Origin of the sequence: Gallibacterium salpingitidis (assembly GCF_001678495.1) — a bacterium.
GTDB classification, from domain to species: domain Bacteria; phylum Pseudomonadota; class Gammaproteobacteria; order Enterobacterales; family Pasteurellaceae; genus Gallibacterium; species Gallibacterium salpingitidis.
On the sequence record NZ_JTJL01000065.1, the window covers coordinates 1 to 14808 of the forward strand.

The 14808-nt window shown below is 37.4% G+C and carries 13 protein-coding genes; 4 read left to right on the top strand and 9 right to left on the bottom strand.

The features are described from left to right. Positions 1–568: 568 nt before the first annotated feature. From QS62_RS10600 to QS62_RS10630, 7 genes are all read right to left on the bottom strand, one after another. Positions 569–928: an MmcQ/YjbR family DNA-binding protein gene (locus QS62_RS10600; RefSeq protein WP_066109978.1), complete on the bottom strand. Its 360-nt coding sequence runs from the start codon at positions 926–928 to the stop codon at positions 569–571. Between the two features lie 100 nt (positions 929–1028). Further along, positions 1029–2357 (bottom strand): TRAP transporter large permease, encoded by a 1329-nt coding sequence (locus QS62_RS10605; protein ID WP_066109980.1) that lies wholly within the window; start codon positions 2355–2357, stop codon positions 1029–1031. 10 nt (positions 2358–2367) lie between these two features. Further along, a complete protein-coding gene (locus QS62_RS10610; RefSeq protein WP_066109983.1) occupies positions 2368–2901 on the bottom strand; it encodes a TRAP transporter small permease subunit in 534 nt (177 codons plus the stop codon). A 67-nt stretch (positions 2902–2968) separates the two neighbouring features. Then, the gene (locus QS62_RS10615; protein ID WP_066109986.1) at positions 2969–3976 is read right to left on the bottom strand and encodes a TRAP transporter substrate-binding protein; all 1008 of its coding nucleotides are present in this window, start codon (positions 3974–3976) and stop codon (positions 2969–2971) included. A gap of 43 nt (positions 3977–4019) precedes the next feature. Beyond that, entirely contained in the window at positions 4020–5168 is a 1149-nt protein-coding gene (dgoD, locus tag QS62_RS10620) for a galactonate dehydratase (RefSeq protein ID WP_066109989.1), read from the bottom strand. 15 nt (positions 5169–5183) lie between these two features. Beyond that, complete coding sequence (locus QS62_RS10625) at positions 5184–5816, bottom strand: 2-dehydro-3-deoxy-6-phosphogalactonate aldolase (RefSeq protein ID WP_066109992.1); 633 nt, start codon at positions 5814–5816, stop codon at positions 5184–5186. A 1-nt stretch (position 5817) separates the two neighbouring features. Next, complete coding sequence (locus QS62_RS10630; protein WP_066109995.1) at positions 5818–6711, bottom strand: 2-dehydro-3-deoxygalactonokinase; 894 nt, start codon at positions 6709–6711, stop codon at positions 5818–5820. Positions 6712–6887: 176 nt separating this feature from the next. Here QS62_RS10630 and QS62_RS10635 point away from each other — a divergent pair, with 176 nt between their 5' ends. The 4 genes from QS62_RS10635 to QS62_RS10650 all read left to right on the top strand — a co-directional run bounded on the left by QS62_RS10635 (position 6888) and on the right by QS62_RS10650 (position 12547). Further along, entirely contained in the window at positions 6888–7604 is a 717-nt protein-coding gene (locus QS62_RS10635) for a FadR/GntR family transcriptional regulator (RefSeq protein WP_066109998.1), read from the top strand. A gap of 97 nt (positions 7605–7701) precedes the next feature. After that, entirely contained in the window at positions 7702–10575 is a 2874-nt protein-coding gene (locus QS62_RS10640) for a DNA translocase FtsK 4TM domain-containing protein (protein ID WP_066110001.1), read from the top strand. A gap of 11 nt (positions 10576–10586) precedes the next feature. After that, on the top strand, positions 10587–11201 hold the full coding sequence (gene lolA / locus QS62_RS10645) for an outer membrane lipoprotein periplasmic chaperone LolA (protein WP_066110004.1): 615 nt from the start codon (positions 10587–10589) through the stop codon (positions 11199–11201). Positions 11202–11209: 8 nt separating this feature from the next. After that, positions 11210–12547: a replication-associated recombination protein A gene (locus tag QS62_RS10650; protein WP_066110046.1), complete on the top strand. Its 1338-nt coding sequence runs from the start codon at positions 11210–11212 to the stop codon at positions 12545–12547. A gap of 59 nt (positions 12548–12606) precedes the next feature. Here QS62_RS10650 and lpxC read toward each other — a convergent pair whose 3' ends face one another. Further along, entirely contained in the window at positions 12607–13524 is a 918-nt protein-coding gene (gene lpxC, locus QS62_RS10655; RefSeq protein WP_066110007.1) for a UDP-3-O-acyl-N-acetylglucosamine deacetylase, read from the bottom strand. A 53-nt stretch (positions 13525–13577) separates the two neighbouring features. Further along, positions 13578–14786 (bottom strand): cell division protein FtsZ, encoded by a 1209-nt coding sequence (ftsZ, locus tag QS62_RS10660; RefSeq protein WP_066110010.1) that lies wholly within the window; start codon positions 14784–14786, stop codon positions 13578–13580. Positions 14787–14808 lie beyond the last annotated feature (22 nt).

Genomic DNA, 14808 nt, shown 5'->3' on the forward strand with positions numbered 1-14808 from the left:
CTGATAAATTATCAATTGTTAATGAAGATGCTGTCAACTTACTCTGTAACAAAATTAATGGTGGTGATAGAGTTATTTTCATAAAGGTATCTCCTTAAAGATAGAGTGAACAGTAAATTTAATTAACTACTGATATCCATAGTCACTTCACTCATCCCTGACCCTTTATTCATATAAACACAACACAAATAAGACATCGGCAAACTAATTCAAATTTACAAAAACGTAAACAACATTAAACAACAAATAAGTTTTCCTTTAATATTCAATCACTTAAATCAAAACAATACCGCTATTTTACTCAAACAAGAACTGATTAAAAAAGGTAACCTACAGTTAGGTTATACCTATTTATAACTAATTTGTTAGCTTTTTTTAATTTAAAAAGAGGAATTTTTGCAATTATGTGATCAACAACACAATTAAGGACAAAAAATTTAATTAATATTAAAGAAAAGCGCAATATTTTTACAAAAAAGTACAACTAAAGCGGTATTTCGGTATTGAATAAATATCAAAATAGAAAATCAAATTCTAATTTACTTCTAATATTTAATTATTAGCTACATTACCCTTTAGTTAAATGGTAACTGTCCTCAATTAATGGTATTAACTCTTCTAAACTGCTAACCATAGCTAAATCAATACTAATCCAATGCTCTTTATTCATATGATAGGCAGGATAATAACCTTTTTGTTGCCTAAGCACGTCAATAAACTGCGGTTCTAACTTTAGGTTCAAAATATTTAACACTTCATTACTTGCCAATCCTAATTTTTTCGCTGGCACTGGCATAAACAACGCAAACCATTTACGACTACGATAATGGCGAAAAACAGCATAATCAGGGTGTTTAGCAAAAAGGGTTTCCGGTTTGGTTTGATAGCGATCTTGTAGATAATGGAATAATATTTGCGGAGTAAGCATTTTTGCTATTTAAGTAAATTGATGAGATAGCCAGTATAGATCGGTAAATATTATTTGCAACACTAAGAAAAAGAGCTATCTCTCGATAGCTCTTAGCCGATTATTTAACAGTAAACAACACAATTTCAGGGAAAGTAAGCAGCAATGCTAACAAAATAATCTGAATGCCGATAAATGGTAATACTGATTTAAAAATATCCACTAATTCAATTCCTTTTGGCGCAACACTATGTAAATAGAATGCGGCTGGACCAAATGGTGGTGATAAGAAAGAAACTTGCATATTGACGCAGAATAACACCCCAAACCAAATTGGGTCATAACCTAAATTTTGTACGATTGGTACGAAAATTGGCATCGTTAACATCGCAATACCAATCCAATCTAGGAACAAACCAAGCACCAATAGAATTAACATCATAATTAAGATAATACCGATTGGTGGTAATCCTGAGCTGACTAGCATAGATTCAACGAATTTATTACCGCCAACTAAGTTGTAAATTCCTACTAAGATATAAGCACCAATACCGATCCACATAATCATGCCGCAGGTTTGCATTGTGGTATAAGAGGCCTCTTTCATTACTTTGAAATTAAGCTCTTTACGGTAAATCGACACTGCCATTACGGCAATTACACCAACAGCCGCCGCTTCAGTTACTGAAGCAATACCGCCATAAATACTTCCTAACACGATTAATGCGATCATCGCTGGTAAAGCAATATCAATACGGGCTTTTCTTCTCTCTTCTTTTGAGATTGGTGCATTACGCTCTTCTTCTGGAATTGCCGGTAATAAGCTTGGATTTAAGCGTCCACGAATAACAATGTATAAAATATACATAAAGGCTAACAAAAATGCCGGAATAAAACTTGCTGTGAAGAGATCACCAATCGAAACAGAAGCCACTAAACCATAGATAATTAATACAATACTTGGCGGCACCATCGTATCTAATGCACCAGATGACACTACTGTACCAATCGCTAATTTTTTGTCATAACCTAGACGAAGCATTTGCGGTAGTGCTAATAACCCCAGTAATACGGTTTCACCACCAATAATACCGGACATAGTCGCTAAGAAAACACCAATCAAAACTGTTTGTAACGCTACCCCAGTTCTAAATTTTCTCGTGGTAAGCCACATTGCATTATAGAGGTCTTTGGCGATACCTGTTTTATCTAATAGTGACGCCATCAGTACAAACATCGGCACCGCTAATAAAGAGTAACTTGTCATAAAACCGTAAACACGATTTACTACCATTGGTAATACATCAGGAGAAAACCAACCGACCGCCAATAATGTAGCAATTAAACCTGTTAGAAACGCGAGTGGTACACCGGTTACCAACAAAAAGCACATTACTAAGAATAAAATTAACGTAACAAGATCTATACCTAAACCGCTGAGACCAAACATATTACTCTCCTTACTTGTTACTATCTGTTAAGCGTTGTTTTAATTTCCATACTACTTGGATAAAGAACAACACAAATAAGACAAAAATCGATACTTTTAATAAGCCCGGAATTGGTGGATTCCATGCTGAACCAGAGCGCTCTAGGGTAAGTTCGCCATTAGGAGAAAATGCTGCACTATAAGCAACAAAATAACTTGAATAGGCTAATAGCCCTAAAAATAATAGGGTGATAATGCCACTAAAAATTTCTAAACGATTGCGCCACTTTGCAGAAACGCGATCTAATAAAATTGGTACTCTGATGTGTTTATTGCGCCCATAAGAGAATAACCCAGCATAAACCATTAAGAAGCCAGCTAACGCAATACTGGTTTCATGAACCCAATCTGTTGGTGAGTTAAATACGTATCTTGCAATAATTTCATAAAATGAAATCACCACAATCAACAAATATCCCCAAGAAAGTTTATGCCCAATTGTTTCAATGATTTTATCAACCTTCGTGAGTTTTTCTTCTGATGGGTTTTCTTTTAAATTTTCCATCTTCTCTCCCCTATTGATAATGAAATAGCCAAGCTATTGTCATAACTTGGCTATAATGACTCGACTCTTATTTAACCATGCCTTTGTCTTTTAAATATTTCATTACTACGTTGTAATATTTTTCTGACATAGGTGATTTTTTCGCCCATTCTGGCCACATTTTTGTTGCCACTTCACGCACTTTTGCTACTTCTTCTGGTGACCAAGAAACAATAGTAATGTCGGCTTTCTTACTCTTAATTGCTTCTTCATCAAGTTTTTGGTGCATACCCAAGAAACCTTCCGCATATTGTTTACTTGCTTTCGCTAATACATCTTTTAGATCTTGCGGTAAGCTGTCATAAATTTTCTTATTTAAGGTAACTTGGTTCACCGGCATTGAGTGCCAACCTGGATAGATTGGATATTTCGCAATATCATTCATACCATTTGCCTGGTTGCGAGCGAAAATGGAGTAGTCAGACGCATCAATTACGCCTTTTTCAAGTGAGGTATAAACTTCTGAACCCGGTAAGTTTACTGGCGCTGCGCCTAAGCCTTTAAATAGTGCTTGTACCAATCCTTCTGGTGCACGCACTTTCACGCCATGTAACTCTTTAATATTATGAATTGGTTTCTTAGAAACAAGCGATTCACCGCCTACTGTACTCACTGCTAATAATTGCACACCATATTTGTTCAATAATTCATTAGCAACATCAAAACCACCACCGTTATACATAAAATCGATGAGATCTTTTGGATTACTCCAAGCACCAATTAAGTTTCCGTATAGTGCAAATGCAGGATCTTTACCGGAGAAATAAGATGGGTCAGTAAAATCACCTTGTATAATATTCATACCGATAGAATCTAAGGTTTGGTTGTGTTCAACTACTGAACCAGCACCTAACACGCTAATATGAATACGTCCATTGGACAATTTTTCAACATCTTTTGCCCATTGTTCTTGATATTTAAATGCATCATCTCCTGGTTGATCTGATGATTGGAATTTCCAGTCATAATCAGCAGCAAATACGCTTGCAGAAAACGCCACTAAAGAACAAGCTAAAACACTTTTCAATAATTTCATTTTAATATTCCTCTTTAAAAGTAACGGAAAATTTGTTGTTTTCTTACCATTCGGCAAAAGAACCATCTTTATTTCGCCAAATTGGATTGCGCCAACGTGCACCTTTATTATTTTGCTCTTGCATAAAGGCTTCGTTGATTTCAATACCTAATCCAGCACCTTTTAATACATCGCAATAACCTGCTTTAAATTCAAAGACCTCCTTATTCGTCATGTAATCTAAAACATCGTTTTCTTGGTTGTAATGAATACCGATACTTTGTTCTTGAATGACGGCATTCAAACAAACAGTATCAATATGTAATGAAGACGCTAATGCAATTGGTCCAAGCGGACAGTGTGGTGCAAGCGCAACATCATACGCTTCTGCCATTGTGGCAATTTTTCTTAATTCAGAAATACCACCGCAATGAGAAACATCTGGTTGTAAAATATCAACCCCACCACGTTGTAATAGATGTTTGAATTCCCATCTTGAGAACATTCTTTCGCCTGTCGCAATTGGAATAGCACCATAGCGAGCGATTTCATGAATCGCATCAAAGTGTTCTGCTAAAACCGGTTCTTCAACAAACATTGGGTTAAATACAGCTAATTCTTTTAATAGAATTTTCGCCATGGCTTTATGCACACGACCATGGAAATCGATACCAATACCAAAGTCTTTACCTACTGCATCGCGAATAGCTTGAACACGCGCTAACACTGCATCCACTTTTGAGTAATCATCAATAAAGTTGAGTTCTTCGGTACCGTTCATCTTAATGGCGGTAAACCCTAACTCTTGGCGTTCTTTCGCCATACGAGCCACATCGTCCGGTCTGTCACCGCCAATCCACGAATACATTCTGACGCGATCACGACATTTACCACCTAATAATTGATATACCGGTGTATTTAATGCTTTACCTTTGATATCCCATAATGCTTGGTCAATTCCCGCCAATGCACTCATCATAATTGGGCCGCCACGATAGAAAGAAGAACGATAAAGCACATTCCAGTGATCTTCGATATCGTGAGGATCTTTGCCAATCAGATATTCCATTAATTCCGCCACACAGGCGTGAACGGTATGAGTACGCCCTTCTAAACAAGGCTCGCCCCAGCCAACAATTCCTTCATCAGTAACAATTTTTAAAAAGCCCCAACGTGGTGGCACAATATAAGTTTCATAGCCAATAATTTTCATAGTAAAAACTCCAAATTATTTTTGAACTTCTTGCCACGCTAATTGGAAGTTAGTGGCATTTTGCGTAAATTGATCAAAAGAAATTCCGGCAGAATATAATGCGCTGCCTAAGCCAAAACCTTTTGCTCCTAAAGAGATATAACTTTGCATTTGAGCAGTATCAGCTTTCACTCCGCCAACTGGGAAACAAGAAACATCCTTTGGCAACACGCTTTTAATCGCTTTAAAGCCAACTGGGCCAACAATTTCTGCTGGGAAAATTTTGAGCAATTTCGCTCCTGAATTGATTGCAAGAAATGCTTCTGATGGCGTCATAATACCAACGAAGATAATACAGCCATTTTCCTTAGCTAATTTGATCACCTCTGGATTAACATTTGGGGTAACAATCAGTTTAGCGCCTGTTTCTAATACCTGTTTTAATAGTTCGACATCTGTCACCGTTCCAGCGCCGATACAACAACGATCACCAAACTTTTGTTGTAATAAACGAATCGTATCCAAAGCATTCGGGCTATTTAACGGTACTTCAATAAAGTAATAACCTAATTCGATTAATTTACTGACATACTGTTCTGCTTCTTCTGTTTTAATGCCTCTAAGAATTGCAATTAGAGGACACTTTTCAGTAATCGCTGCCATATTCATTTTATTTTCCCTCTAGATATTTCTGTGCAATAAACTTGATACCTTGTAAAAAACAGGTTTCACCATCTACCGCTTTATGTTGATAATTGAGATGTGCTAACGCCTTAATATAACGAGCAGCAATACCCTTACTACCGATAACGTAATGTGTTTGTTCTGCAGAGAGATAGCTGATTTCGTTACCAATAATAATTCCTGAGAGGTAGCTTCTAACTGATTCCGGCGCAAGCTGTTGATTGAGGCATTGAGTTCGAGTAGAAAATAAAGCGTTTGATAATGGTACTGAAAAACCTACTTCTACTCCTTTTAGGAAACCTGCATCATCTTCATAATTTTCAGGCATACCTTGCGTTAAAATGCTGTATTGATTTAATAAAGCAAAGAGTTCACCCGTCATCATCGTATAAAAATCAGTTAATTGCCGCCCTTGCACTGTCGCGTGTTTACTATGAGTCCCCGGTAAAATAACTGATAAATTTTCTTCAGACGTTAATGTGCATAATCCGAGTAATTGCGTCTCTTCTCCACGCATTACATCAAATAAACCAAATTTGTTTGTAATCGACATTCCCGGAACAATAAATGCAGGGACTTGCCAAGATAAATTAAATGTATGTAATCCAGAAACTAACTTCTCTAAACTAATTGGTGCTTTTAAATAAGGTACTTCATACCAGCCATTTTTAGCACCAACCATACCTGCCATACAAACAACATTATCTTTTAAGTCATACAAGAATTTATGTTGTTCAAATAATTGCAATATCTCTTGCTCAAACATTCCATTAGGAATAAATTTCATTCCTTTATCATTGTTTTTTAACAATTTTATCTCACTATCATTAGGTAGATAGTAAGCTCTAAAATTTGTTGTTCCCCAATCAATAACAATCATAATTCACCACAAAATGATAATCTTGTATGACAAGAATAATAAACAAAAAATAATCAATTGTCTGTGATTGAGATCTCATTTTTGATCAATAAAATTTTTCCTTTAGACTCTTTTTTTCATACGCAAGGAGGTATAATAAAGTTACGTAATATTTATTAATACTCATAGGAAAAATCATGCTGAAATCGGATGTCATCATGCGCAATATCATCATTAAGATCTTTAACGGACAATTTGCTGAAGGGGATCTATTACCGGGAGAGATGGAACTCGCTAATGAATTTAATGTTTCGCGCACTTCTATTCGTGCAGCATTACAAACTATTGCTAACAAAGGCGTTATTTCTATCGTGCCAAAACGTGGTAGTGTGATTAATAAAATAGAACAATGGAATTGGTTAGATCAGGATATTTTGACCTTTTTTTCACAAGAACACATTAGTCCAACTTTATTGCAGCATCTATTAATCACGCGTTTAATTTTCGAACCGAATATTTGTGCAATTGCTGCACTTTCTTCGACTGCACAAGATTTAATGCAAATCGAATACGGTTATCAATTAATGCAACAAAGTGTTAAAGAAAATCGCCGAGAGCTATTTATCGAAGGTGATAAGATTTTTCACAGTGCGATCGTGAATTCTTGTAAAAATCCGTTTCTTTCCTCTCTTGATGCAATGTTATCTACGGCAATGTCTATTTCATATAACCGCACTTTAGAGCAAGAATTGAGCGAATCTATTACTGCGGTTACGGTACATGGTAATTTATTAGAAGCTATTCGTCGGCGGGAAGCTGAACAAGCAAGAGAAATCTCAAAACATTTAATCACTAATGCGGTGACAAAAATTTTACCTAGTGAAGAATTACGCCATATCATTGAAAATCTCTAATTTATCTACCGATACTCTATTTGTCTAACCCAGCTTGAGTTGCTATCATAGCAGCTCAAATTGGTGTCTAAAAATTGCAGAAAAATACACAAAAACAATGATTAATAAAATTAAGAATATCAAACTCAATAACCTCAATTTATCGCAATTCAAACAAGTTGAAATAAAGAAAGAGTACCTTAGTTCAAACCTCTATTTATTTAATTTAGGGTTATTCCTGTTAGCTTGTTTTGGTCTGTATTTATTGGTCGCTTGGACCTCTTATCACCCAGTGGATAACGCTTGGACCATCGCCAGTAACCAAACTGTGGTGATGAATAAAGCGGGTGTTGTTGGCGCTTGGTTAATTGATATTCTGTTTGCCTTATTTGGTTCAGTGGGCAATTTAATTCCTTTTTTGGTATTTTTAATTCCTCTCTATCTATTACGTTATCACCCTATTACTGAATTTAAATGTGGTACGTTTTTAGTGCGTACCTTTGGATTTTTACTGTTTTTAAGTAGTCTGACGACTTTTGCTTCACTGTATTTACCTAATAGTCCTTATCACCTCGCTGGCGGCGTAATTGGTGCCATGATTACCCATTACACATTGCCTTTAATCGGCATTTGGTTGTTATCATTAATTGCGTTGGTTGCTATGGTCGGCGGTTTTATTTTGTCTGCTGGCACTTCTTTTATCAAAGTTTTCCCACGTTTTTACCATTGGTTAATGGCGAATGACGAACCTAAAACAACAGAAGAGGATAAAGCTGAAGCAACCGAAAAATCGTTGGCAGATTATGAGCAAATTGAATTGCCATTACCAAAACATTTACATAAAGGGCAAGAACAAGCGGAACAAAACAGCAATACTTTCGCACATTTGCAACAAGATCAATTTGTTAATCCAACAATCTTTGGTTTAACACCTGCAACAGCAGAACAAAACACCACGACTGATGATCATTTGGCAACTGATACTGCTACTACTGAATTAACTTCATCAACTAACAATGATGACGATACAACATTGAACGACAATACAGAAAAAGCAGAAGATAAATTTGAGTTCCCTGTATTTGATACCAATGAGATCGCTGACTTACCAACAGTATCTTTATCAACTAACAGTAACGTTACAGCTGTTACCGAAGAAACTACTACACTTAATCAACAAGATACGTGGCAGCAATCATTAACCACTGCAATGCCAAGTGTAAATTTAGCACCAGCAGCAAGCAATAGTACTGTTGTACAAAATACGGATGATGACGAAGAAGAGCATGAAGATTTCGATCGCTTGCGCCAAGAATTTTTGGCAATGCAACAACAAAAAGAGCAAGAGATGGTGAGCCGCGCTAAAGCATTAAATCAAGAAGGTGCCTTAGATACGCTATTAACAAAACCAGCGGAAGAGGATCATTTAGCTCAAAATACAACGCCAAACTATAAACCTTATCCGAATACATTGGTACATCCGCTGTTACAACCTGATCCTATTGCTGCCGTAAAACCGACTACGCCATTGCCTAGCCTGGATTTATTAAATGAAGGCAAACCAATGACCACTGATATTACCGAAGCAGAAATTCAAGAAACTTCACGTCGTATTGAACAGCAGCTGCGTAATTTTGGCGTTAAAGCGACAGTGCGTAATGTTACCATTGGCCCTGTTGTAACTCGTTATGAAATTGAATTACAGCCAGGAACAAAAGCCTCCAAAGTGACCAGTATTGATACCGATTTGGCTCGTGCCTTAATGTTCCGCTCTATTCGTATTGCGGAAGTTATTCCGGGCAAACCTTATATTGGTATTGAAACACCAAACGATCGTCGTCATAGTGTGTTATTGCGTGAGGTGTTAAGCAGTAATGAATTCCGCCAAGCGAAATCACCACTCTCCATGGCGTTAGGGAAAGATATTAGCGGTAAAACTGTCGTTGTTGATTTGGCAAAAATGCCACATTTATTAGTTGCTGGTTCTACTGGTTCAGGTAAATCGGTCGGCGTTAATGCCATGATTTTGAGTTTGTTATTTAAGGTTAAACCTGATGAAGTGAAATTTATTATGATCGATCCGAAACAGGTTGAACTTTCAATGTATAACGATATCCCGCATCTTCTCACTAACGTAGTTACTGATATGAATAAGGCGGCAAATGCATTACGTTGGTGTGTTGATGAAATGGAACGTCGTTATCAGTTATTAACTGCATTGCATGTACGAAATATTGAAGGTTTTAATAGCAAAATTGACCAAGCGACAGCAATGCAATTACCGATTCCAAATCCAATTTGGCGTCCGGGCGATACGATGGATGCAATGCCGCCAGCATTAGAAAAATTGCCGTATATTGTGGTAGTTGTCGATGAATTTGCTGATTTGATGATGATCGTTGGTAAACAAGTTGAAGAGTTAATTGCACGTCTAGCACAAAAAGCTCGTGCTATCGGTATTCATTTGATTTTGGCTACACAACGCCCTTCCGTAGATGTTATCACTGGTTTAATTAAAGCGAATATTCCAAGCCGAATTGCCTTTACTGTTGCTAGTAAAATTGATTCGCGGACAATTCTCGATCAATCTGGTGCAGAAGCGTTATTAGGTAAAGGCGATATGCTCTATTCTGGACAAGGTGATCTCATTCGGGTACATGGAGCGTATATGACTGATGATGAAGTGGTACGTGTTGCCAGCGATTGGCGCGCTAGAGGAAAACCAAATTATTTAGCGGAAATCGTAGAAAACAATGAGGAAAATGACGATACCAATAACAATGACAGCAGCGGCGATTTAGATGAAAAATTTGATGAAGCGGTGGACGTTGTCTTAAGTAGCGGTAATACTTCTGCGTCATTCTTACAACGTCGTTTAGGTTTAGGTTTCCCACGTGCAGCAAGAATTTTAGATCAAATGGAACAACAAGGAATTCTTTCTACACCAACTAACGGTAAACGTGAAATCCTCGCCCCAAGAAATAATTATTAAAAGGAGATTGTATGAAAAAATTACTGATGTTATTGATGAGTGCTGGTTTGCTTTTTACCAGCAATGCGATGGCTGATGCTAAAGCTGAATTACAACAACGTTTAAATCATATCAGTTCGCTTAGTAGTAGTTTCCAGCAACGTGTTTCTGATGCTAATGGAAAAGTAGTGCAACAAGGTGAAGGCACATTGCAGATCAAACATCCTAATTTGTTTAAGATGAAGATCACTGCTCCACAAGAGAGCGAGATGATTTCTGATGGCAAAACATTATGGTTCTATGATCCCTTTGTCGAACAAGCAACAGCTAATTGGGTAAGCGAAGCTGTGAATAATACGCCTTTTGTATTGCTTACCAGTAATGATCAAAGCCATTGGGCACATTATCAAGTGCAACAAAAAGACGATGTTTTTACCTTAACACCACGCAACAGCAAAAGTAATATTAAGCAATTTACTATCAGAATTAATGCTGATGGCTTACTAAACAGCTTCAGTACCATTGAGAAAGATGGACAAGCTAACTTATATATTCTACGTAATATCAACACTGCTGAATTACCTAACTCGTTATTTAAATTCACCTTACCAAAAGGGGCTGAATTAGACGATCAACGTAAAAAATAGTGGGTTATATGGATAATCTCGATCTTAATTTTGCCGATGATGAGTTCCGCCCTTTAGCATCTAGAATGCGTCCTACAACGCTGGATAACTATTTTGGGCAAACACATCTATTAGGCAAAGGTAAACCGTTACGTAAGGCAATTGAAGCGGGTCACGCTCACTCAATGATTTTTTGGGGACCGCCCGGAACCGGTAAAACTACTCTAGCGCAAATTATTGCACATCGTCTAAATGCCAAAGTGGAATATCTTTCCGCTGTTACTAGTGGTGTGAAGGATATTCGTGAAGCAATTGATCGTGCTAAACAGAATCAATTTGCCGGTCAGCAAACATTGCTGTTTGTTGATGAAGTACATCGTTTTAATAAATCGCAGCAAGATGCGTTTTTACCTTACATTGAAGATGGCACCATTATTTTTATTGGTGCTACTACTGAAAATCCTTCCTTTGAATTAAATAGTGCATTGTTGTCACGTGCTCGCGTTTATCTATTGAAATCCTTGTCAGTTGAAGAAATTGTTGAGGTATTACAACGAGCTATTTCTGATCCTAAACAAGGATATGGCAATAGCAAACTACAACTGGAAGAAGGGCTATTAACAACGTTAGCAGAGTATGTGAATGGTGATGCTCGTTTAGCCTTAAATTGCCTAGAAATGATGGTAGATATGGCTGATGATACCCCGCAAGGCAAACAATTAACGCAAAAATTAATGGTGGACATTTTAGGTGAACGCCAAGCTCGTTTCGATAAACAAGGCGATCGTTATTATGATTTGATTTCTGCACTGCATAAATCGGTACGCGGATCTTCACCAGACGCTGCACTTTATTGGTATGCACGTATTATTACCGCAGGCGGTGATCCTTTATATGTTGCACGACGCTTATTAGCCATTGCTTCAGAAGATATTGGTAATGCTGATACTAGAGCAATGGATGTCGCTTTAAATGCGTGGGATTGTTATACCAGAGTGGGTGCAGCAGAAGGCGAACGTGCAATTGCTCAAGCAATTGTTTATCTTGCCGCTGCGCCAAAGAGTAATGCAGTTTATTTAGCATTTAAACAGGCAAAACAACTCGCCACAGAGTATCCAGATTTTGATGTGCCGATTCATTTGCGTAATGCACCAACACAATTAATGAAAAACTTGGGCGTTGGTAAAAATTATCGTTATGCTCACGATGAGCCAAATGCTTACGCTGCTGGAGAAAATTACTTTCCAGAGCCATTGAAAGGTACTCGTCTTTACTTCCCTAATGAACGAGGAATGGAAATCAAAATTAAGCAGAAATTAGATTGGTTAGCACAATTGGATTTAGCTGCTACACAAAAAGATAGATAGAAAAAACGCACTCGAAAGTGCGTTTTTTATTATGGTTATAAGAGAAATTTATTAATGAATTAAATTAACACTTGATTGGTCGCCAAGTAGCCTTGTGTTGCTTTTTCTTTTTCGTCGAAAGAAACAAGTTCCCAAGCTTCTTGATCAGCCAATACTGCACGAATCAATTTATTATTGAGATCATGTCCTGATTTATAGGCAGTAAATTCACCGATAATATTGTGTCCTGCCATATAAAGATCACCAATCGCATCAAGCAATTTATGACGAACAAGCTCATCTTTAAAACGTAAACCTTCTTCATTCAAGATGCGGTAATCGTCTAACACGATCGCATTATCTAAACTACCACCTAATGCAAGGCCATGAGATTGTAGATATTCAATATCACGCATAAAACCGAAAGTTCTTGCGCGGCTAATTTGTTGAATAAAAGCTTTGGTCGAAAAATCTAATTGATAATGTGCCACATCATTGCTAATCGCAGGATGTTTGAAATTAATGGTGAAATCTAATTTAAAACCATTATATGGCTTAAATTCCGCCCATTTATCGCCATCTTCAACACGAATATTTTTCTTAATACGGATAAACTTCTTCGCTGCTTCTTGTTCTTCAATGCCAGCATCTAACAATAAATAAACGAATGGACTTGCACTACCATCCATAATTGGAATTTCCGGTGCATCCACTTCGATAATAATATTGTCAATACCAAGTCCAGCTAATGCTGAATTTAGGTGCTCAACAGTTGAAATACGCACACCGTCATCATTGATCATGCAAGTACAAAGTGTTGTATCGCGGATCAAATGAGGATCAGCTGCGAATGAAACGACTTCTGGTAAATCTGTACGACAATAGATTACCCCTGTATTCACTGGTGCAGGACGTAAGGTAAGAGTTACTTTCTTACCACTATGTAGTCCAATACCTGTGACTTTAACACTTTGTTTTAACGTTCTTTGTTTAATCATAATTACTCCAGTTATCAATGAGTTATAGTTCATTGAAACTTTTCATTGTTAAATTAATTTGCGTTTTCACGCAAGAATGTTGGCAAGTCAAATAATTTTGCCTCATCTAATGCAGTTTTCTTCACTGCATTACCACTAGTTGCAGTTCCTGCTGAATTTTCTGATTTAAATTGTTCAGCACGAGTTGTGTCACCTAATGGTGGTAATTTATAACCGCCGAAAGCGTTTTTATCTTGTGCTTGTGTATTATTTGCAACAATTTCAATACGTGGTTCACCACTGACATTACGACCACCAATTCCTGTCGCAACGATAGTAACACGTAATTCATTTTCCGGTAATTCCGGATTCACACTGGTACCGATAACCACTGTAGCATCTTCTGCAGCAAACGCATGAATAGTTTCACCAACCGCTTCAAATTCGCCCATTGCAAAATTGAAACCGCTTGTGGTGATATTAACTAATACACCTTTCGCACCAGAAATATCAATATCTTCCAATAATGGGCTAGCAATCGCATCTTGTGCCGCTTTTTCTGCACGACCATCACCTACTTCACCAGAGGCAATACCAGTTCCCATCATCGCATAACCCATTTCTGACATTACAGTTTTCACGTCAGCAAAGTCCACATTGATTAAACCCGGTGAAGTAATAATATCTGAAATACCACGTACTGCATTACGTAATACATCATTCGCTGCTGCCAAAGCATCAAGGAAAGAGATATTTTTACCTAATACTTTTAATAATTTATCATTCGGAATAGTAATGAGAGAGTCCACATATTTAGCCAATTCTTGGATACCAGCTTCAGCAAATTGCATACGCTTTTTACCCTCGAATTTGAATGGTTTAGTCACAACAGCAACAGTGAGAATACCTAACTCTTTCGCTACTTCGGCAATAATCGGCGCAGCACCAGTCCCGGTACCACCACCCATACCAGCAGCAATAAACACCATATCCGCACCTTCTAACATATTGCGTAATGCTTCACGATCTTCTTCCGCTGCTTGACGACCAACTTCCGGTTTTGCACCAGCACCAAGTCCTTTAGTAATTTCAGCACCAATTTGAATGGTCTGTTGAGCCAAACTTTTACGTAGCGCTTGTGCATCAGTATTTACTGAAAAGAACTCAACTCCTTTGAATTCGTCCTGAACCATGTGGTTTAATGCGTTACCACCACCGCCACCAACGCCGATGACTTTGATAACCGCATCTTGGACTATTTCATCAATAGGCTCAAATAACATATTTGCTCTCTCTTATATAACC